This is a genomic window from Arenibacter sp. P308M17, assembly GCF_003426735.1.
Classification (GTDB): domain Bacteria; phylum Bacteroidota; class Bacteroidia; order Flavobacteriales; family Flavobacteriaceae; genus Arenibacter.
The window spans coordinates 401,912-426,402 of the sequence record NZ_QVON01000005.1; the positions used below are offsets into that span (position 1 = coordinate 401,912).

Here is a 24,491-nt window from a genome sequence, read left to right on the forward strand (position 1 = left end):
TGTATAATTCCCCTTAAGGGCAATTTTACAAGGTGTAAGGTAAAATAAAAAATGATACTATTAATTTTCGTATATCCTTTCCCGGACCCAATCTATATTGTTTTTTATTACCTTGGCAGGGACACCGGCGACTAAGGAGTTAGAGGGGATGTCCTTGGTAACAATTGATTTGGTTCCGATAATACTATTGTTTCCTATTTTTACTGCTTTTAGAATAATGGAATGTGCCCCTATCCAAACATGATTGCCAACTTCAATGTTTTGGGCGTAATTTATTCGCCTATTGTTTAAGGTATCCATAATACTATGTGAATCCCCAGTCCTGAACTCTATGTTGCTGGAGAACATACAATCTTCACCTATGGTAATTTTTTTGTTTGGTTCGGTTATGGCCAAATGCGCGGATTCAATGGTAGTATTTGCACCAATTTCTATGATACAATGGTGGTCTTCAAACCAAACTGAGCCACCGCTAAATTGAACGTTTTTACCTATACGCAGTTGGTGATGGTCTCCTCTTATAAAAACAGTCATATTGCTCATTATTGTCCCATGCTCAATAATTATTTGATTGTGGTTTCCAATAATATCATATTTTACATTGATAGAGACACCACGATTTTTTATTTTGTTGCCTTTACCAATCACTGATTTTTTAAATTTTAACCCAATTCTTTGAATCCTCAAGGCAATATTTAATAAAAACATATTGCTTTTAACTAAATCTTTAATTCTATTTTTCATAGGATTAGGTGTTTTCTTTTAGAAATTGCAAAATTCTATGGGCTTGAATTTGATTGTTTTTATTGGTTAAAACGAACTTTTTTGCCTCTTGACCAAATTGGTGCAATTCTTCTTTGGATTTGCTTAATATATTTTTTAAGCTGTTCTTCATTCCTTCCACACTTTCCCCTTCAAATAAAAAAACGTAAGGATGATATTCTTTGGGCATTCCAGGTAACTGGGTAGTGATCATGGGGGTCCCCGAAACCATATATTCCATATTTTTGGAGGGAAAGGAAAATTTAGTGAATTCCTCATTTGTGGGACGTGGGTTTATCAATAAGGTAGCGGCCAGTTGATCTTGGACCACTATTTTATTGGGAACCATTCCCTTAAAATGGATTCTGGGATCTTTTTGTAAATAGGTATCCATTTCCTCGACCAATTCTCCGGAACCATATAGATGAAGTTCCGTATTTTGGTCATCCAATAACATAAACGCTTCTATTAAATTCTTTACCCCATATTTGGCATAAAGACCACCGGCATATATCAAGGTTTTTTTAATGTTTTTTCTTTCAAGAATGTTTGTAGACTTTTCCATCTCCAGGTCTACAAGTCCTTCCATGATTAGATATGGTTTGCCTTTGGGATTTACTACTGGGTTCATTTGTTCTGTGAGCAATATGTATCGGTCAAACCCGGTCATCATTTTGGAAACGATCTTATGGTATAAAGAGGTGGTTGTATTATCTTTATCTCTACTCCCGGTCACCATAAGCCCTGGAAGGTCTGTTACAATGGCAACACAGGTAGTATTGGTTAGTCTTGTAGCCCAAAAAGAAGCCAGTGCGACGGTAAGGTTCAATACATCACAAATAACTACTTTATTTTTTTTGTGAATTAAAAGTGTCCTAAGAAATACCTTTAGAAAGGTATAACAGAATATACCGGCATTTTTTATATATGGTAGGTTGATAAAAGGAATATAGCTGAATTTTAATCCTTTAATGGTCTCAGAGGCTAGGTTCCATATTTTTCTTTTATGATTGCTGGGAACCACAGGTAAGGTGCTTAAGGTTTCAATGGAACATTGTTCATTGTTCATAGCAAAGCCTTTTGTCAACAAGCGGTGGAATTTTTGTGCCGCCTGTTCCGGTTTGTTTATGGAAGTCTCATAGATATAGTCCAGAACCTTTTCCGAACACGATGCGCTTACATATAATATTTTTATCATTGGCTAAGATTGGTGTAGTATTTATTTACAATACCTTTATACAGGCAAAAGACGACAAATGAGGAAAATAATCCATCAAAAATTGGTTCTACCATAAATAATAAAAAGAAAGCAATGGCATAAAAAAGTATTTGCCCATTTAATAAAATATTTGCCTTACTTATGGTAATGGTTCTTTTAATTTGAAAGAAAGATTTAATACTATGAATAATTAATAATATAAATGGAATAATACCACCAGCCCTAAGTACATCCAACCACATATTGTGGGAATAACCAAATTCTTTTGCTTCCCATCCCAATGGATGGGTGAACAAGTACTCAAATGATTTTATCCATCTTTCTGTTCTGCCCCCGCCACTGGTAACCTCGCCAACCCCACCACTCATTCGGCCGGCAAAAGTAGTTAGCCAGTCTGCATTTAAATCAAAGGATACATTTCTTAAAACAAAACCGATGCATACAGTTAATAAGATTAATAGGTAAATATTTTGTTTATAGGTTTGTCTTGGAAATATATATATAACGGAGACAATGCTGGTAAACAGAAAAATGACCAATTGTGTACGACTTCCCAATCGGATAGCGCATGTTAATGAAATCACAAAAAGTAATGTTGCAATTATCTTGTTCAAATTGGAAATTTGCCTGTACCCTGAAATTAATATGGCAGGTATACACATATTCAAAGTTAAAAATCCTCCCATTAGGGTGGCGGAGGTAGGCTGGCTGTTCCAGAACATGGGTATGGTCCTGTCAAGTTGAGCAAACCCACCTTCCCTAAAATTGAGAAAAACGGATGTTACCGCAGAAAAGGAGAAAATAGAGGCAATATAAAACATAATTACGAACAATGTTTTTGGGTCTTTTGTATTACTCGCTAGGTATTTGCCTAATAAATAAAAACTCTGTGGAAACAAGGCGTAGATGGCAATATATTGAATTCCTGCAAGTGGCTCAAATGCATAGAATATGGCATAAATGATGGAAAATAGGGATAACAGAAATACATCACCATCTAAGTTCTTCGAGATAAAATTTATTTTTAAAATAATAAATATAACCAAGAGATAGCCAAAGAGGAAGCCTTTATTAAAGGGATCTAATAAATACAGGGCCAATAGTCCTGATAAAACAAAACCAATGGAGTTAATAAAGTTAAACAGTGCTTTCATGCTGATTTTGGTAAATTGGAGATTATCACGGGCTTAAGTGAATATTAGTTGTTTTTCATATAAATAATATTCTTATAAATATCCAATGTTCTTTGCATATTCACTGTCCTATCATGCCTTTTTATGGCGCTTTTAATACCTCCTTCTGATAACTTTATCGCTAATTTGTCGTTAGTAAACAATTCATTTATTCGTTGCGCCAACATTTCGATTTCCTCAAACCTATACAACAAACCATTTTCTCCATGATTAATCATATCTGGTACTCCTCCTACATATGATGAAATACAAGGTACACCAAGTATCTGAGCTTCTCCTAATGAATTTGGACTATTCTCTATACTAGAGGGACATATGAAAATATGGCTTTTTAAATATTCTTGAGCCATTGCTTGGCTGTCTAAATAGCCCAAAAAGTTAATATTGGTTTGTAATTCGTATTTTTTTATTAATCCTTTTACATATTTTCCATATCCGTTTTGCCTTAATTTTTCGGCAAGAGTAGATGTTCTTGTTATATCATCACCGGCAATATTTAATTGAATATTTGGGTATTGATTTTTTAACAAATAAACGGCATGTAGTACCTGATGTAACCCTTTAATTGGATAGGAGGCCTGACTTAAAAATATGGAATAATCTTTTTTAGTTTGAAGTTTCCATTTTGGTGAAGTATAGAATTCATCTCTCAGACTTTCATTACAAAAATGATAAAAAGTCTTAGTATTAGTGGTCATGACATGATCGTGATCCCATTGTGTTCGTCCAATGATGTGTTTGGCCAGTTGTAAATATTTTTTTTCTATTTTTTGTCCCCTGATTTCAAATTTCCTTTTTTCTTGAAGTATACTGGATTTTTTAAGGTAATCGAATATTGTAATATTTTTTCTAATTTCCTTCCTAGACATACCAGCAGCATAGTACCTAGAAATAACACTGACCAGGCCTTGAATGGAAATAACATAATTTAGATTGGGGCAAGCATTCATTAACGCTAGCCCATGCGCAAATTCGATGCCATGAATATGTACTAGGTCAGGCTGTATCTTTTCAATTGTTTTTTTCCATTCAACTTCTAGAGATGAATCATATTGCGTATTGACTTTCTGACCATTGAGCAATAAATATTCTATACCATTAATGGTAAGTTGCTGTACCTTGACATTGGGGCGTGAAGTTGCAATGGTAAGGCTGATATCTTCTGTTTGGGAAAGATCTTTTGCCAAGCCATACATCCAGCCACCTATCACGGGTGTAGCATAGCCCATGGCCCTTGATAATTCTGGGAAAATTGGATTTGTTACCCAAAGAATTTTCATTTAAGATTAGTTTAGTATTTTTTTTAAAACGTTTAGTTGATAGTTCGGATTATATTTTTCATCAATAATTTTATAAGCATTTTTTCTAACCCTATCCCTTTCACTATTATTTAAATTAATCCAAGACCTTATAGTATCCTTCAAACTTAGAATATTATCCAATTCAAAAAAGGCCCCATTTTCATGTTCAATAATTGCTTCGTATTCTGGCATTTGGGATTTAAAATCATTATTGGTAATTACAGGGCAACCATAGGTAAGGGCATGTAGGGAAGTTAACCCTATTGGTCCAGGTGATACACAGACCTCAGCATTGAATAGGAATTCGCCAATGATATTTTCGTCATAACATGGTCCATATAACCATACTTTATTTTCTATATTTAAATTAGAAATTAACTTAGGAATTTCATTGTTTTCTACATCAGACCCAATGATGGTTAGATTACATGATGTTCCATCCATGTTCAAGTCTGTTAAGGCTTGAAGCAAGAGATCTAATTTTTTTCTTTTCTGAATTCTTCCAACATATACTATAACAGGGGCACTATTTTTAAAATAATTAACATATATATTGGAAGCTTTTAATTTATTTCGAATTTGTACTTGATTGTTATAGTCCAATGAATTGTAAATAGGGATTAATTTTTTTTCATTAAATCCTTCAGTAATCATAATGTTTTTGGAGAATTCTCCATAAAGAAGAATCTTAAAACAAAGACGGTAAAAATTTTTTTCAATAAATTTCCCTGCAGGGGATGAATTACCGGTCATCCCATGGGTCCAGGCATACACCCTTTTTCCCATTGGAATGGCAAGTAAGACCAGTAACCAATTAGACAGAGATCCTGGTGTACCGGTTATGATATAATGTTTATAAGGTTTAAAAATAAGCTGCCAAACCCCTTTTTGCCATTCAAATCCTGTCTTTGGGATTTTTAAGTTTTTACTAATTTTCTGGAACCCCTGTAGATCCCCATAGTCCATTAATTCTATGGCGGTATCAACCCTATCCCCAAAATAGAAATGACAATTAAGTTCCTTATCCATTAACTTGAAAATTGGGGCTCTATAATGAGGGGCAAGATTGAAAATGCAGCATATATTATTTTTCATTAATTAATTGTTTAGTAATTATGATTTTCCTATAAATTTTTTGGATGCCATAATTAAAATATTGAGCTCTTTAACCTTGAAGAAATATATACAGATAAAATAGGTAATAATCGCAAATATAGGTGATAAGCATAATTTTAAAACGTCACTGGTTATAAAATAGTTTAATACAAATACCATTAATGCCATTATCAATCCAGATAATATTATGGGTAATATATCTTTCAATTGAGAAAATGCACCGTAAGACATTATTTTTCCAGGATAATATGTATTTATAAAAAAATGACAGGCGGTTGAAATTAATTCAGCAAGAGCTATGTAAAATATTCCAAATTTAAGGGCAATGACAAAGAATATTACCCTTATCGCGATCTTACTGTATTGTTGTTTTAGGGCCAAATCTGTTCTTCCAATAACATATAATAGATTAACATTAATACCTGAAAGAATAGTGATGAGTCTAGCTATACAGAAAATTTGCATAATAGGCACAGCTGGCATCCATTTTTCGGTTATTAAAACCTTAATTAGTGGCTCTGCAATAATGGTAAGATATAGGAATATTGGAATAATTATTAAAGCGGTTGCTTTCAAAATACTTCTTGTATAAGAAACTAATTTATCCCTTTCTTCCTGTATGGTAGAAAGGCCAGGAAGTAATACGCTGTCTAATATGGAGCTTAAAATACCGAAAACCACATCTGAAAATTGGGTTCCCCGGGTGTAAAAACCCAAATCCTTAGTACTTATGAACTTGGCAATAAAAAGCGCATAGAAATTATTAACCGCGGTACCTAAAAGAGAAGATGCCAAAAGTTTGGAGCCATAAGAAAATAATTCTTTAAATGAATTCTTCGAGAAAATAAGAATAGGTCTCCATTTGATCATTACCCAGGTTAGAATGGCCGTTAATACAGAACGAGTCATGATTTGGATAACCAATGCCCATACACCATAACCATCGTAGGCATAATAAACCGCTACAATTCCAGAAAATATTGATGCTATTAAGGTGATTAACGAGATAGTTTTAAAATCCAGTTCAATAGTTAGCAATGTCATGGGAATAGTGAACAGTGCATTTATGATTAAAGAAAGTGACAGTACCCGTAATAGGATTGAGAGTTGCTCTAAATCATAAAATTGTTGTATATAAGGGGCTAGTATCCATAGGACAACATAACATAGTAAACTTATAAATATATTAAACCAGAAGACAGTTGATATGTCTATTTTAGTTCTTTTTTGCTTTTGAATTAAAGCTGTAGAGAATCCGCTATCTATAAAGACATCTGACACTGCTATAAAAACTAGTAGAATTCCAATAATCCCATATTCTTTAGGAGTTAGTATACGAGCCAGTATTATACCTATTATAAATTGGACAGCCTGCACGGAAAACCGTTCGGCAGCACTCCAGACCATTCCTTTAAACATTTTGGCACCTAGACTCATATAATAAAACTCATAATTATAAGAACGTTCAATGGTGTTCTTAAAAAATTTAATTCAATAATGGTCAAATATCTATAATAGTGGGCCAATTTACTAATTGCTAACCTAAAGAGTAGATTTTGACGATAAAAGTTATATTATATCTAAAATGTTGTTTGGAATTCCTTTATAATATGAAAATTCTTCTATTATACATATAAAACATCATCTCTAGGTAACAGTTCCTAAAATAGATTCTATGTGAACAGTTTACTAGTTTAAAAATATGTCCGCTACCTTTTGACCGAGGTATGGGAAAAGCCGACCAAACTAGGTTTTTTCCCTATATTGCAAGGGACTGGAAAAAACAAAAACTGAACCCAACATGTTGTATAACCAATGGCAGCTAGGTCCAACGCGCAAAGCCATCACACCACTGATCGTACAATAAGAACGTTATGTTTTATTATAGCTGATATCCTTTATTACCCATGAGATATAATGTATTACTGGATATAGGTAAAAGTGTAATGTTTTTATGATTTTTGTCGTGTAAATCTTTTGTAAGAATAAACATATCATAAAAAAAGGCCACTTACTTTATTAATAAGGGCCTTTTTAATATAAATTAAAAAAATAATTTAGTTCACGGGAGTAAAACGAACATCAAACCAAGTACAGTTGTTAAAAGCTATATTAGCTTTACTGTATGGAGCATAAAGACCCCCTGCTTCTGTAATTAATTTATTTCCGTTGGTGAATTTACAATTTTTAAACTCAATGTCTTCAGTAGGATAATATGTGACTGCCACAGAATCAAAATCAGAAAAGTCACAATTAAGAAAAGTGTTTCTTTTGGCCGCCGCCGTATAGTTAGTTCCTCCTCCAACATTCAATATCCTGTTTGTATTTTTAATCGTTATTCCTTCAAAAGTATTGTCATAACCACAACTCACCTCATCTCTATCACCACCTGGTCCAACATAGCCGTCATCATCGTCTGCCCAACTTATAGCGGACCAGGTATCTTGAATCAACATATCCTTTATCAAATTATTATTAGCGCCATTAAAAATCACTAAATTAGCATGCCAATCTTTAGGATCAGTACTTGCGCCAAATATTGTGCAACTTTCAATTGTATTATACCTAACTCCTGCAAAATTAAATTCGAAAGATGTATATTTTGCAGTACAATTTTTAAAGGTATTGTACTCGGCTTGATCCTTCATATCAAACCCATGACCACCATGCCTTAAGCCTAAAGTACGCTCCGCATAAGAGTTTTCAATGATTGAATTGTTTGTACCACCTGTTAACAAAAAATAATAGTCAGTTGGGTTACTAGGGTTGTCTGCCCTTACTTCACAATAATTTACTCTAGAGTAGTTAGAACCATAAAGTTTAATGGCTTCAGCGGTTGCATTAAGTACAAAAACATTTTCAATTAATGAATTATCCCCGGTAATCATAAGACCTCTACCATCATAGGCGTTGTAATCTGTTTGAGTTCCTAACTGAGTGGCTATTATGTTCCTTAGAGTTACATGTTTACCGTTTGACATGATTGCCGTACCATACTTGGATATTTGTATGTTTTCAAGTTGGAAATAATTATTTTGAACGGTTATTGCAGTTTTTCCTAACTGCCCACTAAAAAGGGGCATTTTGTTAGCGTCCAATTTGTCGCCGTAATTAAAGGTGGAACCATTGTTGCTTACCAAATCCCCGGGATTTTTAGTGTAACCAATAAATTTAATGGGGTTGCTTGCGGTTCCAGAATTGGAGGAGGTTAAATTTAGAGCCCCATAATTCCCTGCTTTAATATAAACTACATCCCCTGCTTTTGCGGCAGAGAAGGCATGCTGAATACTCCATGCCGAGGCTTCCGTACCTCCATTATTGGAACTCTTGCCCGTAGTGGTTACGTAATAAACATTATCTCCGGTTATGGGTGAAGTTTTATCCGTAGGGGTAACCGTAACCGTTATGCTTCCTGTTTCTGTGGTAACCGTATCGTCCTCATTGGTAACAGTAGTAGTATAATCAAACTCGTCGGTACCCGTTTTATCGGTATCTGGGGTGTATACCACGGTATTGTCCTCTTGAACCTCTGCTGTACCCATTTTAGGAGGGGTAACTTCGGTAACGGTTACTTTTTCCGGTTCTTCAAAAGTATCGTTGCTTAGGGGATCAATTACAATTGGGTTATTGGCCAAGGTCACTACTACATCGTTGACCATAAAGGCTTGGGGCTGTTCTATTACATACTCCGCCAAAAGATCGGAATCTTTGTTGCAGGAAATAATCGAAAAAAAGACAAAGCAAAGTAGGGTCACTTTGTAAAGATTTGAGGGGCGAAATGTCATAAGTTAAAGACTTTTGTTTAAATGATAATCATTTGGGTTTTACAAATATTATTTATTTTTTTCATATCATCGGTAAAGGACTAGCTATTTTCGATGAACTGCACAATTTGAATGCAATGGTGGTTTTACGATGGTTTTTACGGGTTTGGATGTTTGGCTTAAGGTTATTCGATGAAATACCCATTTCTTTATGATTTGCCCCTGTTTATATTAATAAAATGCCCATTTTTTTAACATTTGGATATGACTTTTTAATTATTAACCATAAGATTTTTTTTTGCTGGTATTGTTGCATACTTCACAAAAATCTTAATAACTAGGTTTCTCGGAAAATCCGTTTAGCCCCTTCCGATAGATTAGGACTTAAGGGAGCATTATTTTTCTCTATTTTTCACTTTAGGGCCATTGACAGTAGGCAGTACCAGAGGGCAGTAGGCAGGAAGAAAGTTTAAAGTTATAAAGTAGAAGGTTTAGACATCAAATATCTCAATTCTAGTATATAGTTTAGTTTTGTGAGTGTTCCAAAGGGGGAGTGAAAAGAGATACTCCAGTAAAAATTCTTGGGAGGCAACAATATTTTAAAGCCTAGCAAGAGTAGGGATCCGTTATTAACAATGGCCAAATAAAAAAGACAGGACGTGGGGAGATTAAATTAGGGTTAGCAATACAGTAGTTTTATTGAAAACTTGTGGTAAGCGCATCTAATATGTATATTCGCTTCCTTAATTAATTGATTGGTGTTACGCAACACAATGCCTGTAGTGCCCGAATTCATTAAAATGTACCTGAACTCGATTAACACGTATAGGGGAATTGCCATATTATTAATAGTTTTAGCACATTGTTATTCTATTTCCGGGGTACAAATAGATACCGCAATAGAAAGAGTATTTGCAAACCTTATAGCAGGTAGTACCATTCATTTTATTTTTATTTCTGGATTTCTATTTCATCATATTTTCTATAGGAAGCTTAAAACGGATAGTTTTTTCAAGTCGAAAGTAAAACGATTGTTAATACCCTATACCGTTCTCTCCGTTGTACCCATTTTAATTAAAATCAAATCGGAACCCAAATACTGGAATGCTTATTTGCCCTTGGTGGAAGAAGGAGGCGTTGTGTACGATTATATTCTTCCTGCCCTGCTGTACTATATCACTGGGGCCCATTTGGTAGCCTACTGGTATATTCCCTTTGCAATTTGCCTTTTTCTAATGTACCCCTTACATATCAAGTTTATAGAAGCCAAGCTAAAAAATCAATTGATTGTTGTTGGCGTCTGTTTTATGGTTGCGATTCTTATCCATAGACCGGTAAATAACCTGGCCATCTTGCAATCTGTTTTTTATTTTACTCCTGCATATTTATTGGGTATCCTATGCTCAATGAACAAAGCTCTAATTTATAGCAGATTAAGCGGGAAGGAATTTTTGTTTTTGGCAACGGCATTGGTGTTGGCAATTGTTCAGGCACTTTTAGGGAGGCACAGTAATTATCAAAAACTACCTTTTGTTTACGATGGTATTGATTTGATTCTTTTGCAAAAATCGTTTTTATGTATTTTTTTTATGGTCTTTCTATACCAATACGAGCATTATAAAAATACGTTTATTATCCTTTTGGCCTCAACGAGTTTTGGAATTTATTTTATACATTCCTATGTATTATATGCCTTAACCTTTTTAAAATCGGAGTTTGAAGTTAAAGTTGGATATAATTGGCCCGCTTACTTTTTAGTATGGGGCATTATAGTTATTAGTAGTATACTTTTGGCTCTTATAATGAAAAAGTTATTCCCAAAATACGCGGTATATATTACCGGATACTAGGGTAGAGTAGCAGTAGGCCGCTCCAGGGTTCAAAGTTGAAAGTTCAAAGACAAGTCTAAAATATCTAAATTCTAGTATCTAGTATCTAGCATCTAGCATCTAGTATCCAGCATCCAGCATCCAGTATCTAGAATCTCAATTCTAGAATCTCAATGCTAGTATCTCATATCTCAATTCCAATAAATTTAATCACCACATTACAACCGGCCATGAATATCCTTCCCCAAAACCCCTTTAACATCGTAAATAATTCCATTGGAATTTAGTATTGATTTGAAGTCAATGCCTAGAAATTGATTATGGGCCACAGTTAGAACAACCCCGTCATATTTTTTTTCGGGCAACTGTCGCGTTGTGACTAAGTTGTATTCGTGTTCCACTTCCTTTTGGGAGGCCCAGGGGTCAAAAATATCAATATTGGTGCCATAGCTGCTTAAGTTGTTGATTACGTCCACGGCTTTTGTATTGCGTACATCGGGACAATTTTCCTTAAAGGTGATGCCCAGGACCAAAATATGGGCCCCTTTCACCTTAATGTCGTTTTGTACCATTAGCTTTACCACCTCGGCCGCAACGTAATTGCCCATACTGTCGTTCATTCTTCGTCCTGCCAAAATTATTTCCGGATGATAACCGTACTCCTGGGCCTTTTGGGCCAAGTAATAAGGATCTACCCCAATGCAATGGCCCCCTACAAGGCCCGGGCTAAAGGGCAGGAAATTCCATTTGGTAGCCGCCGCCTTTAAAACTTCCTGGGTGTCTATTCCCAATAGATTAAAAATTTTGGCCAATTCGTTCACAAAGGCAATATTGATGTCCCGTTGCGAATTTTCAATGACTTTGGCAGCTTCGGCCACCCGGATACTGGGGGCCAAATAGGTGCCGGCCGTAATAACGGATTTATATAACCGGTCTACCTTAATTCCCACTTCCGGGGTAGAACCGGAGGTCACTTTTAGTATTTTATCCACAGTGTGCTCCTTGTCGCCCGGGTTAATTCTTTCCGGGGAATAGCCTGCAAAAAAATCCTGGTTGTATGTTAATCCGCTTATACTTTCAATAATAGGGATACATTCTTCTTCGGTAGCACCAGGGTATACGGTAGATTCGAAGATGACGATATCTCCTTTTTTTATGACCTTTCCTATGGTTTCGCTGGATTTGTACAATGCCGTTAAATCTGGTTTGTTGGCAGTATCCACAGGGGTGGGTACGGTGACGATATAATAGTTGCACTTTTTTATATCTGCTATCTGGTCCGTACAAAAAAGTCCTATGTTTTCATCGGGTAATTCCTTGGTTACTTTTGTCAGTGCCTTATAGGCCACTTCCAAGGTATGGTCCATGCCCTTGCGCAACTCCTGTATCCGCAACGTATTAATGTCAAATCCTACCACGGGATATTTTGTTGCGAATAAATGTGCCAAAGGGAGGCCTACATAGCCCAGGCCTATTATAGCAATCTTATTCTGGTTCATTCAATACGTATTTACTATCCTCCAAAAGTACAATATAAGGAGATGCCATCGCAATAAGTCCGTTGAATTATCTAGTGAAAGGTTTAGACCATGACAAAATGGTCCCAACAAGATTTCTCTGAAAATCCGTTTTGCCCTCCCGATATCAATCGGGACTAAAGGGTGCGAAAAAGAACACCCCATAGTATTGGTTGCCGTTTCCTAATTATCGGTAAAACGATTCCCTCCCTTTAGGGCCGGGGCAAGGAATCGTTTTAGACATTTTGTTTTTAGCACATTAAAAAAAATCTTGACAAGATTTCTCTGAAAATCCGTTTTGCCCCTCTCTAAAGCCTGCCAGTCCGGTAGGCAGGGGAGCCTGATTTTCCTCTATTTCTCGCCTGCCCGACTACTTCGTTCCCGTCCGTACCGAAACGGGCGGACAGGCGGGCTTTAGGGTCGGGGCAGTTGGTATCTTACAGTAGGCAGAAAGAAAGTTCAAGGTTCAAGGTTGAAAGTTCAAAGTTACAAAGTTGAAATATTAAAAGTTTCTAACATCTAATATCTAGCATCTCAATTCTAACTTCTAGCATCCAGCATCCAGCATCCAGCATCCAGCATCCAGCATCCAGCATCCAGCATCTCAACTCTAGTATCTATAGCTTATTGTTAATTGTTAATTGTTAATTGTTAATTGTTCATTGCCCATGTCATGGTCTATTTTAAATGATGCCAATACCAGGATACGGCTTCTTTTAGACCGGCTTCAATATTAAATTTTGGGTCGTACCCCAACAAAGTTTTTATTTTCTCAATAGATGCTAATGAGTGAGGGACATCTCCGGCTCGTAATGATCCGTAACTGATGGGGATGTCCTTAATTGCCGGATCATAATCTGAAAGATATTCCTTTAGAAGAGATACCAGTTCATTTAGGGTGGTACGTTTCCCAAAGGCAACATTGTACACTGTATTTATAGCCTTGATGTTATTTGTGGACAGTGCTTTAATATTAGCTTGTACCACATTATCTATATAGGTGAAATCACGACTATAGGTTCCATCCCCATTAATATTTGGGGATTCGTGTTTCATTAATTGCATTACGAATTTGGGAATAACGGCGGCATAGGCCCCATTGGGATCCTGTTTTCTCCCGAACACATTAAAATACCGAAGCCCTATGGTTTCCATACCATAGGTTTTGGAAAATATATCCGCATACAGTTCATTTACGTATTTGGTAATGGCGTATGGCGACAGGGGTTTGCCTATAACGTCCTCAATTTTCGGCAGCCCCTGGGAGTCCCCATAGGTAGAGGAACTTGCGGCATAGACAAAACGTTTTATGTCGGAGTCCCTGGCGGCAACCAACATATTCAAAAATCCGCTTACATTGACTTCATTGCTGGTTATGGGGTCTTGTATGGATCTGGGTACCGATCCCAATGCGGCTTGGTGCAGTACATAATCTACAGAACGGCATGCCTTGGTGCAGTCTTCCAGGTTTCTGATATCGCCTTCAATAAGTTGAAAATTATCATAGTCCAAGAGATGGGAAATGTTTTCTATTTTCCCTGTGGCAAAATTATCCAAACAGACCACTTTATTGCCATTTTGCAGGAGAAATTCACACAGATTGGAGCCAATGAATCCTGCACCGCCCGTTACCAGTACAGCCTGATCTTTAGGGAACAATAGTTCTTTGTTGGTCATACTTTTATATCTTTTTTAGTTCAAGGCAAAAACCGTCCTAAAAAGGTTTCCCGGAAAATCCGTTTTCCCCTCCCGATAGCTATCGGGACTAAAGGGTGCGAAAAAGAACACTCCATAGTATTGATTGCCGTTTCATAGTTATCGGTAAAACGATTCCCTCCCTTTAGGGCCGGGGCAAGGAATCGTTTTTGATATTTTGTTTTTAGCACATTAAAAAAATCTCAACAAGGTTTCCCGGAAAATCCGTTTTCCCCTCCCGATAGCTATCGGGACTAAAGGGTGCGGAAAAGAACACTCCATTATCGATTGCTGTTTCATAGTTATCGGTAAAACGATTCCCTCCCTTGCCCGACTACTTCGTTCCCGTCCGTACCGGAACGGGCGGACAGGCGGGCTTTAGGGCCGGGGCAAGGAATCGTTTTTGATATTTTGTTTTTAGCACATTAAAAAAATCTCAACAAGGTATCCCGGAAAATCCGTTTTGCCCCTCCCGATCTATTGGGACCAAACGCAAAGCGAAGATAGTTGTTCTTTTCCGTTTTCCCCATCCCTAAAGGGTGTGAAAAAGAATACTCCATAGCATTGATTTAAATTTCATTATTGTTTTAAAGTGCCATAAACGCCAGTGGCCACTACCCGATACCGTAATATTCACAGTACCAATCGGTAAAGGATTTAACCCCATCCCCTATACTGGTCGAAGGTTTATAGTTGTAGTCCTGAACAAGCCGATCTATGTTGGCCCAAGTTTTTTGTACATCTCCGGGTTGTATGGGCAACATTACCTTGGTGGCGCTTTTGCCCAGGTTCTTTTCAATTTCCATAATAAAATCCAACAATTTGACAGATTTGTTGTTTCCTATATTGTAGATCTTGTACAATTCCTCTGGATCTGTTGGCTCCGGCAATATTTTTTCAATTACGCTTGTGATTCCCATGGTGATGTCATTTATATGGGTGAAATCGCGTTCCATTTCCCCCTTGTTGAAGACATTGATGGGCTTTCCTTTTAAAATGGCCTCGGTAAAGAGAAAAAGTGCCATATCAGGTCTTCCCCAAGGCCCGTAGACCGTAAAAAAACGGAGCCCCGTAGTTGGTATTTTATATAGATGGCTGTAGGTATGGGCCATTAGTTCGTTACTCTTTTTTGTAGCGGCGTAAAGACTTATAGGTCGGTCTACTCGATCATCTTCATGAAAAGGGATTTTCTTGTTAAGACCATACACACTGGAACTACTGGCGTAAATAAAATGCTGGACGGAATGATGCCTGCAACATTCCAAAATATTGGCATAACCAACCACATTGGAATCTATATAAACCTCAGGGTTTTCTATACTGTAACGCACGCCGGCCTGGGCGGCCAAATGACAGACCTTGTCAAATTTTTCGATTTCGAAAATTTTGGAAAGATTTTCCCGATCTGTAATATCCAAACGGATAAACCGGAACTGATCCCCATATAACTCGCCGGTACAACCCAGATCTAAATGGGATGCCTTATCCTTGGTTATCCCTAATTCTTGGAGGCGCGCAAATTTTAATCCAATATCATAGTACTGGTTAATATTGTCGATCCCAACTACTTGATGCCCCTTGCCCAATAAAGTTCGGGTAACGTGAAAACCAATAAAACCTGCGGAACCGGTAACCAGTATTTTCAAAAGTTGTTGTTTTTTTACAAATATCGGAAAATTTGCCAATAGGGTAGGGAGAAACTTATTGTTCGATAAGGATTTGGTTTCGGAGCCCTATACTTTTATAAGGGCCCTGCCGCATTGCCCAATCCAATTCGTTGTTAAGAGCTTCCTAAGATTCCCCGATCTTATAGTAATTAAACCCTAGTTTGCCCATATCCTCCTTATTCAAAAGCCTTCGTCCATCAAAAATAAATGCGGGTTTTAACATCTTATTGAAAATCTGCGGCCAATCAAAGGTTTTAAACTCGTCCCATTCGGTCAATATAGCTATGGCATGGGCATCCTTTATGGCATCAATGGGTTGCTTGGTCACTTTTAGTAATCTTCGGTTTTCTTCGGGTGTCCTGCTGTTTAAATAATCCAGGTCCGCATAAATTTGTTTTTCGGAAACCTTTGGATCATAAACCACTATTTCAGCTCTTTCCTCCAAGAGTGCATCGGCAACGTAAATGGCTGCGGATTCCCTGGTATCATTGGTGTCCTTTTTAAAGGCCCAACCATAGAACACTATTTTTTTGCCCGAAACGGTATTGTACAGGGAGGAAATAATATTTTCGGCAAAACGTCTTTTCTGGTAATCGTTCATAATAATTACCTGCTCCCAATAATCGGCCACTTCCTGAAGGCCAAAACTACTGGCAATATACACCAGGTTCAGTATGTCTTTCTGAAAACAGGAACCACCAAAACCAACGGATGAATTCAGGAATTTGGACCCTATCCTGCTGTCGTATCCTATTGCCTTGGAGACCTCGGCAACGTTGGCATCGGTTCTCTCACAAAGCGCCGAAATTGAGTTTATGGAGGAGACCCGTTGTGCCAAAAAGGCATTGGCCACCAATTTGGATAGTTCCGAAGACCATACATTGGTCTGTAAGATACGTTCTTTGGGAAGCCAATGTTCGTAAATGGCGCTTAGGGTGTCCTTGGCCGCTTTTCCGGTAGGGGTCTCATCGCCGCCTATCAATACGCGATCGGCATTCAATAGGTCTTCTATGGCGGTACCTTCTGCCAGAAATTCTGGATTGGAAAGGATTTCAAATGCAACCCCGTTCCCGGTATTGTCCAAAATACTTTTAATGGCACTTGCCGTTCTTACCGGAAGAGTGGATTTTTCTACTACTATCTTATCATTTTTGGCTACCCGGGCAATATTCCTGGCACACAGTTCAATATATTTCAGGTCGGCTGCCTGCCCTTTGCCCTTGCCATAGGTTTTGGTAGGGGTATTAACGGATATAAATATGATTTCAGCTTCGTCAATGGCCTTGTCCACATCCGTGCTAAAAAATAGGTTCTTGCCCCTTGTGGCACCAACAATTTCACTAAGACCGGGCTCGTAGACCGGTAAATTATCCAAATTGGAATCGTTCCATTGGTCAATACGTTCTGCATTTATATCCACAACGGTAACTTTTATTTCTGGACATTGGCTGGCAATGACGGACATGGTGGGTCCGCCAACATATCCGGCCCCGATGCAACAAATCTTGGTAACTTTCTTCATTATTATAGGATAATTATTTACTGCAAAGATTAAAAATTAATTCAAATGGCCTAGACTTTTTACTGGTCTAAGCGTATCTTTATAGATGAATTGTTCGGAAGTCTCGATAAAGCTTCGGAAAATTCTATTGAGGGAGTATTTAATCGAGATTATTCAATCTTGAACGAATTATTGAGGGATTATGATAATGTACCCAAAAGTATAGCTAATTTTACCATGAAATTATTAAATAACCCCAAGTTTTGATAACTAAAACTAAAATCTGGCTTTCCTCGCCGCATATGGGCGGTAACGAACAAAATTATGTTCAGGAGGCCTTCAATACCAATTGGATTGCTCCATTGGGGCCCAATGTAAATGCCTTTGAGCAATCTATAGAAGATTATTTGGGCAATTCCGTAGAAGTGGCGGCCCTAAGCTCCGGTACTGCGGCCATTCATTTGGCACTGGAACTTCTTGGAGTAAGCCATGGAGACGATGTTATTTGTCAGTCCTTTACTTTTTCCGCATCTGCCAATCCCATAACCTATTTGGGCGCTAATCCTATATTTGTGGATAGCGAGAGGGAGACTTGGAATATTTCCCCTATTTTATTGGAAAAGGCCATTAAGGATAGCTTGGCAAATGGAAAAAAGCCAAAGGCCATTATAGCGGTGCATTTGTACGGTATGCCCTATAAGGTGGTTGAGATAAATGAAATTGCCGCCAGTTACGATATTCCTGTTATAGAGGATAGTGCGGAGGCCTTGGGCAGTACCTATAGGAATATGCCCTGTAGCAGTTTTGGAACCATTGGCATATTGTCCTTTAACGGCAATAAGATTATTACGACCTCCGGTGGCGGTGCCTTGGTCACCAAGGATGGGGAATTAAAAAAGAAAGCCGTTTTTCTGGCAACCCAGGCCCGTGACAATGCCCCTCATTATGAACATACCCATATTGGCTACAATTATCGAATGAGCAATGTACTTGCCGGAATAGGTAGGGGACAAATGGAGGTAATTCAAGATAGGGTGAATGCCAGGAGGAGCAATTTTGACTATTATAAGTCCAAGTTGGCACAACGATCCGAAATAGAATTTTTGGACGAACCAAAAGGCCTAAAATCCAACCGATGGTTGAGCTGTATATTGCTGCCTTCCTACGATATTCGTGAAAAAATAAGGTTGGCGCTATTGGAAGAGGATATAGAGTCCAGACCTTTGTGGAAACCAATGCACCTTCAACCGGTTTTTATACACTGTAAAAATTATGTGGACGGTACTTCGGACGATTTGTTCCAAAGGGGACTTTGTTTGCCCAGCGGTTCCAATTTGGAGTATGAAGATCTAGATAGAGTAATAGAAACAATTTTAAAAGTATTGACCCAATGATACATAATTACTTAACCAGCAGGGTACAAAAGTATACCTCAAAATGGATTGTGTTGGCCATAGATTTGATCTTGGTGGCCATTACATTTATATTGTCCTATCTTATTAGGTTTAATCTAACGCTGGATTTTGATATTAGCAAGTTGGTGATGCAACTGCCCATAATAATCCTTATTTCGTTGGTTGCTTTCTTGGTTACCGGTTCCTACAAAGGAGTGGTCCGTCATACAGGGGTAAGGGATGTCTACAATATTTTCAATGCCATCTGTCTTGCCAGTATCATTACCATTTTTATGATCATACTCAATAGGGAAATGGATTTTATGGAAGGTTTTACGGTTCCCTTATCCATTATTATCATCCATAGCTTGTTGAGTTTTATTGCTTTGACCGCTTCCAGGTATATGTTCAAGAATGCCTATTATAATTTAGTGAAGCAGTTTAAAATAACTAAAAAGGTTATTATCTATGGGGCAGGGGAGTCTGGGGTCCTTACCCAAAATGCCCTGTCCAGTCACTCGGGAAGTGTTTCAAGGGTTGTTGGCTATATAGATAAGGATTATGAAAAGGTAGGCAAGAGTATAAATGGCGTAAAAGTCTATGCCCCAGAAGTATTGTCCGAATATTTCATTAAAGCCAATGATATTAGTGAAATTATATTTTCCATTCAAAACATTGAACATAGTAAATTGAGGGAGTTGGTGGAAGGTTTGGTAGATTTTCCGGTACAGGTAAAAATAGTTCCCCCAATTGAGGATTGGATCAATGGGGAGTTGAAGCTTTCCCAGATTAAACAGGTGCAAATCGAGGATTTGTTGGACAGGGTCCCCATCAATATCAAGAACAACCGCATTTCCAAAGAACTAAAGGACAAGGTAATCGTGGTTACCGGCGGGGCAGGTTCCATTGGTAGTGAGCTGGTAAGACAAATTGCGAATTATGAATACAAATCACTGATCGTGATAGATCAGGCAGAATCGGCCCTATATGACCTGCAGCAGGAGTTGATTCAGAATGGGTTCCATAATTTTATTCCCATTGTAGGGGATATTAGGGATAAAAATTAGGATGTCCGGTATATTTCAGGAGTATAGGCCCAATATGGTGTTCCATGCCGCTGCCTATAAACATGTACCCTTAATGGAGTACAATGCCTATGAGGCCGTTAAGATCAATGTAGCGGGAACCAAGGTGATCGTGGATCTTTCCCTGGAAAATAATGTGGACAAATTTATATTTGTGTCTACCGATAAGGCGGTCAACCCCACCAATGTAATGGGGGCTACCAAGAGAATAGCTGAAATGTACATTAGTTGTTCCCAGCAACAAAACAAGACAAAATTTATCACAACCCGTTTTGGTAACGTATTGGGATCCAATGGCTCCGTAATTCCATTGTTTAAAAAGCAAATTGAAAAAGGAGGGCCGCTGACCGTAACACATAAGGATATAACGCGATATTTTATGACGATCCCCGAAGCCTCCCAATTGGTATTGGAAGCTGGCGGTATGGGACAGGGAGGTGAAATTTTTATTTTCGATATGGGCGAATCGGTCAGGATCTTCAATTTGGCCAAGAATATGATCAAATTATCGGGGCTACGATATCCGGAGGACATAGATATTAAGATTACAGGCCTTAGGCCCGGTGAAAAATTATATGAGGAACTATTGGCCAATGGAGAAAATACTATGCCTACCTATCATAAAAAAATTATGATCAGCAAGTTCAGGGAATTCGACTTTGAAGAGGTTAGGTCCAAGATCAACGAGTTGTGCGTAACCAATATGTTTTTTAATGGCAATCCGGTGTCACTGATGAAGGCCATTGTACCTGAATACGTTTCCAATAATTCTGAGCTTTGTAAGCTGGACAAGGAAAAGGAAATTAAAAAAGTAGTAGAAAAAACAGAAAATGTAACCATCAAGAAAATTTTACAGCCGTAAAATTTACTATACTTGTATTACAAATTTTAATAATCAATTCCTTATATACCTGGATTCATGAAAAAAGAATTTTTTGGCCCGTTTAAACTTTTGATCGTTTTTGCACTATTATTATCTTCCTGTGCTTCCAAAAAGGAAGTAGTCTATTTTCAGAACGCCAGTAGTTTTGAAACCTTGGTGGACAAGAACAGTTTTACCCCAAAGTTTAAGGTAGATGACCTGGTGAGCATCAATGTTTCTACCTTGGACAATGAGGCCAGTGTTCCCTTTAATTTGTTCAAGGGGGCCAGTGAAGGGGGGATCAGGGCAGAAGAAGTAAACTATTTAATCGATGAGGAAGGGAATATCAATTTTCCGGTGATAGGAAAATTGAAAATATCCGGTTTGTCACCCGAGGAGGTGAGACTGCTCTTAAGCGAAAGGTTAAAGGATTATTTAAAGGATCCCATCATCAATATTAGGTTGGTGAATTTTACGGTCACTATTTTGGGTGAGGTACAAAGACCTGGAACCTATCCAGTAAGTGGCGAGCGTATTACCATATTGGAAGCGTTGGGGCTAGCTGGGGATTTGACCATTAAGGGAATGCGGAAGAATGTAATGGTAATCCGTGATTTTGACGGGACCAAAGTATATACCCGTTTAGATCTTACCAAAAAAGAGGCTATGAATTCCCCTGTGTATTATTTGACCCAGAACGATGTTGTCTATGTGGAACCCAATCAGTCCGCGGTAACGGCTTCCAGTTTGGATAATAGGGCCACTATAGCCATTTCCCTGGCATCACTGGTGATTACCTCTACCATACTTTTTATAACAAGAAATTAAATAATAATTTATTTTACCCCTTGCCCAATGAGTTTTAACTCCCAAGATAAATCTACGGAAACCCCAGATTTAAAGGAAATAATAAGTTTATATACCAAACACTGGAAGTGGTTTGTCCTTTCAGGATTTCTTTCACTGGTAATAGCGTATGTCTATCTTAGATATGAAATTCCGGAGTACATAGCAGAAGCCAAGATTCAAATTGTAGATGAAGGCAGTTCCGGGGCAGGCCTTGGATTGTTTAAGGATTTGGACCTTCTTTCCAATGGGAATACCGAAGTTTTGGATGAAATAGAGCTCATAAATTCCAGATCCAATTTTATTGAAGTGGTCAAATCATTGGGGCTTAATACCAAGATAATGGCACAGGGGCATATTATTGAAACGGAACTCTATACCAACCCGCCGGTAAAGGTAAATTTTATTGCTGCGGATTCCATTATCAATAAATCCAGTTTTGAATTTTACCTGCAATTATCATCTACTACCACTTTTGGGTATACCGAAGAGGAAGATATGCCGGTAAAGGTATTGTCGTTCGGGACCAATATCCCAACTCCAATAGGGGATATTGTGGTAACCCCCAATATGGAAAATTTTGATCGATTTAAGGAAGCCAAAATTAAGGTAGTAGTTCACCCAGTGAATCTGGTTGCGCAATCATATAGAACACGAATAAAAATCGATTTATTGGATCAATTTTCTAATATTTTGAATATTTCTTTGGAAGATCCAATAAAGGAAAAGGCTGTGCAAATTATAGATGAACTGATAAGGGTCTACAATAAGAATGCCATAGAGGATAAAAGGTTGATCGCCGATAGGACTTCCAATTTTATTGATGATAGAATTGCCGAGATATATACCAATCTTTCCTCTGTTGATCAGACTGCACAGGATTTTAAAACAGGAAGGGGGGTCACGGATATTGCTTCGGAAGCCAATATTAATCTGAATGTAGGGGTAGCCAATCAACAGGAACTGGCCAATATGCGGACCCAGTTAAATATAGCGGCATCCATGAAGGACATTGTGGAACAGCAGGACGGTTTTGAGGTACTTCCCGGAAATGTGGGCTTAACAGATCCTACCATAAACAGCACTACCTCCAAGTACAACGAACTGGTTTTGGAACGGAACCGATTATTGAAAAGTTCCAATGAAAAGAACCCTGTCATTGTTAATTTGGACCAACAGATCCGTGGTTTAAAGAGAAATATGCAGTCCAGCTTAAACAGTACCGTGGATAATTTGGGCTTACAGGTAAATGCTTTGAGCAACCAACAGGCCATCTTTAATTCCAAGATTTATTCCGCTCCCAAAAATGAGAGGGCCTTAAGGGATATCACCAGGAAACAGGAAACTACGGAGCAGTTGTACCTGTATTTACTGCAAAAAAGGGAGGAAGCCCAAATTGCGGTGGCTTCCACGGCACCCAAATCCAAGGTTATAGATTATGCTTTTAATCCTACGCCTTTTCCCATTTCACCTCGAAGAAATGTAGTGTTTTTGGCCTTTTTGATGTTGGGAGGGTTAATACCCTTTGCCTTTATTTACGTGTCGGATCTTTTGGATAACAAACTGCACAATATGCACAGTTTGGAAAAAATATCCATGGATATTCCCGTATTGGGGGAATTGCCCAGACTTTCCAGGAAGGACAAAAAAATAATTGTTAGGGAAGACCGCTCCGTCCTTGCGGAATCCTTACGGATAATTAGGACCAATTTGGATTACTTGATCAAGACCAAAAGTATAGAGAACGGAAAGAACAATATTATTTTTGTAACCTCCAGTGTACCAGGTGAAGGAAAGTCCTTTCTTTCTACTAATTTGGCCTTGACCATAGCCAGTACCGATAAAAAGGTGCTATTGTTGGGGGCGGATGTCCGAAATCCTAAATTGTACTCTTTTTTTACGGCCAGTGAGATTAATAGAATGCCAAGTAAAAATAAGAAAAAGGATGTTGGACTTACAGAATACTTATACGATAAGACCTTGGAGGTAAACGATATAATTAATCCAATGTTGGTTTTTGAGGATACCTTGGACGTAATATATTCGGGGCGTATACCTCCCAATCCGGCCGAACTCCTGATGAGCAAACGTATTAAAGATCTTTTTGAGGAGGTTTCGGCGAAATATGACTATGTAATTGTTGATACTGCACCGCTGATGGTGGTTACGGATACTCTTTTGATCAGTGATTATGCCAATCACCTTATTTATGTAACCAGGGCGGATATTACGGAAAGGAAAGCTGTTCAATATCCTATGAAATTACAGGAGGACGGTAAAATTAAAGGACTTGCATTTGTGGTCAATGATGTAAAGGTTTCCAATTTGGGATATGGCGGCAAATATGGCTATGGCTATGGCAAGAGTCAAAAAAAGTGGTGGAAATTTTAGAAGGTAGATGTTGGATGGGCAATTGCTTAAAGCCCAATTGCTCCAATTTAATTTAAATAACAGTTTATTTGTTTAGTGCATGGCAGAAACGTCTTAACAAGGTTTCGCGGAAAATCTTAAGGAATTGAATTTTCCCATGTACCAAGACTTATTTGATATATATAAAGGGAGGGCGTTTTGGCCTTCCCTTTTTTGTTTTCATGAAATTTTGCTTGGTATTTCTTCACGGAGTTTGGGGTAAAGCCCTGTAAAGTGGTTGTAGCATTGACGAGTAGTATTTTTCTGTCAAGTTGATGGAGCATTGCGCTGTATTGGAACAAGGGAAAGCTTACGGCATTCATAATTTTAA

At 37.9% G+C, this 24,491-nt stretch carries 16 protein-coding genes and 1 pseudogene; 5 read left to right on the forward strand and 12 right to left on the reverse strand.

Translation table 11 applies throughout. The annotated features are described in order from the left end of the window. Positions 1-60 precede the first annotated feature (60 nt). From D0S24_RS14330 to D0S24_RS14360, 7 genes are all read right to left on the reverse strand, one after another. Entirely contained in the window at positions 61-744 is a 684-nt protein-coding gene (locus D0S24_RS14330; RefSeq protein WP_117020552.1) for an acyltransferase, read from the reverse strand. 4 nt (positions 745-748) lie between these two features. After that, positions 749-1,960, reverse strand: a complete 1,212-nt coding sequence (locus D0S24_RS14335; RefSeq protein ID WP_117020553.1) for a glycosyltransferase — start codon at positions 1,958-1,960, stop codon at positions 749-751. Beyond that, positions 1,957-2,595 (reverse strand): O-antigen ligase, encoded by a 639-nt coding sequence (locus D0S24_RS20935; RefSeq protein WP_147321463.1) that lies wholly within the window; start codon positions 2,593-2,595, stop codon positions 1,957-1,959. The genes D0S24_RS14335 and D0S24_RS20935 overlap by 4 nt, the downstream gene beginning before the upstream one ends. A 584-nt stretch (positions 2,596-3,179) precedes the next feature. Then, the gene (locus tag D0S24_RS14345; protein ID WP_117020555.1) at positions 3,180-4,454 is read right to left on the reverse strand and encodes a glycosyltransferase family 4 protein; all 1,275 of its coding nucleotides are present in this window, start codon (positions 4,452-4,454) and stop codon (positions 3,180-3,182) included. Between the two features lie 6 nt (positions 4,455-4,460). Then, positions 4,461-5,570 (reverse strand): glycosyltransferase, encoded by a 1,110-nt coding sequence (locus D0S24_RS14350; RefSeq protein ID WP_117020556.1) that lies wholly within the window; start codon positions 5,568-5,570, stop codon positions 4,461-4,463. A gap of 18 nt (positions 5,571-5,588) precedes the next feature. After that, positions 5,589-7,028, reverse strand: coding sequence for a lipopolysaccharide biosynthesis protein (locus D0S24_RS14355; RefSeq protein ID WP_117020557.1), 1,440 nt, complete (start codon positions 7,026-7,028; stop codon positions 5,589-5,591). A gap of 620 nt (positions 7,029-7,648) precedes the next feature. After that, on the reverse strand, positions 7,649-9,346 hold the full coding sequence (locus D0S24_RS14360) for an Ig-like domain-containing protein (protein ID WP_181938105.1): 1,698 nt from the start codon (positions 9,344-9,346) through the stop codon (positions 7,649-7,651). Positions 9,347-10,113: 767 nt separating this feature from the next. Between D0S24_RS14360 and D0S24_RS14365 the strand changes: the two genes are divergently transcribed. After that, the gene (locus D0S24_RS14365; protein WP_147321464.1) at positions 10,114-11,205 is read left to right on the forward strand and encodes an acyltransferase; all 1,092 of its coding nucleotides are present in this window, start codon (positions 10,114-10,116) and stop codon (positions 11,203-11,205) included. Between the two features lie 197 nt (positions 11,206-11,402). On the opposite strand, the gene D0S24_RS14370 is transcribed toward D0S24_RS14365, so the two are convergent. From D0S24_RS14370 to D0S24_RS14385, 4 genes are all read right to left on the reverse strand, one after another. After that, positions 11,403-12,683, reverse strand: coding sequence for a nucleotide sugar dehydrogenase (locus D0S24_RS14370; RefSeq protein ID WP_117020560.1), 1,281 nt, complete (start codon positions 12,681-12,683; stop codon positions 11,403-11,405). Between the two features lie 696 nt (positions 12,684-13,379). Continuing rightward, on the reverse strand, positions 13,380-14,378 hold the full coding sequence (locus D0S24_RS14375; protein ID WP_117020561.1) for an SDR family oxidoreductase: 999 nt from the start codon (positions 14,376-14,378) through the stop codon (positions 13,380-13,382). A gap of 632 nt (positions 14,379-15,010) precedes the next feature. Beyond that, the gene (locus D0S24_RS14380) at positions 15,011-16,042 is read right to left on the reverse strand and encodes an NAD-dependent epimerase (protein WP_117020589.1); all 1,032 of its coding nucleotides are present in this window, start codon (positions 16,040-16,042) and stop codon (positions 15,011-15,013) included. Between the two features lie 145 nt (positions 16,043-16,187). After that, the gene (locus tag D0S24_RS14385; RefSeq protein WP_117020562.1) at positions 16,188-17,585 is read right to left on the reverse strand and encodes a nucleotide sugar dehydrogenase; all 1,398 of its coding nucleotides are present in this window, start codon (positions 17,583-17,585) and stop codon (positions 16,188-16,190) included. Positions 17,586-17,866: 281 nt separating this feature from the next. On the opposite strand from D0S24_RS14385, the gene D0S24_RS14390 reads away from it, so the two are divergent. The 4 genes and pseudogenes from D0S24_RS14390 to D0S24_RS14405 all read left to right on the forward strand — a co-directional run bounded on the left by D0S24_RS14390 (position 17,867) and on the right by D0S24_RS14405 (position 24,142). Next, positions 17,867-18,958, forward strand: coding sequence for an aminotransferase class I/II-fold pyridoxal phosphate-dependent enzyme (locus D0S24_RS14390; protein WP_117020563.1), 1,092 nt, complete (start codon positions 17,867-17,869; stop codon positions 18,956-18,958). After that, a pseudogene (locus D0S24_RS14395) lies at positions 18,955-20,905 on the forward strand (polysaccharide biosynthesis protein). Before D0S24_RS14390 ends, D0S24_RS14395 begins: the two are co-directional and overlap by 4 nt. A gap of 57 nt (positions 20,906-20,962) precedes the next feature. Next, complete coding sequence (locus D0S24_RS14400) at positions 20,963-21,733, forward strand: polysaccharide biosynthesis/export family protein (RefSeq protein ID WP_117020564.1); 771 nt, start codon at positions 20,963-20,965, stop codon at positions 21,731-21,733. A gap of 27 nt (positions 21,734-21,760) precedes the next feature. Beyond that, the gene (locus D0S24_RS14405; RefSeq protein WP_117020565.1) at positions 21,761-24,142 is read left to right on the forward strand and encodes a polysaccharide biosynthesis tyrosine autokinase; all 2,382 of its coding nucleotides are present in this window, start codon (positions 21,761-21,763) and stop codon (positions 24,140-24,142) included. Between the two features lie 116 nt (positions 24,143-24,258). Here the strand turns inward: D0S24_RS14405 and D0S24_RS21140 are convergent, their stop codons facing one another. Further along, positions 24,259-24,483: a hypothetical protein gene (locus tag D0S24_RS21140; protein WP_117020566.1), complete on the reverse strand. Its 225-nt coding sequence runs from the start codon at positions 24,481-24,483 to the stop codon at positions 24,259-24,261. Positions 24,484-24,491: the final 8 nt, after the last annotated feature.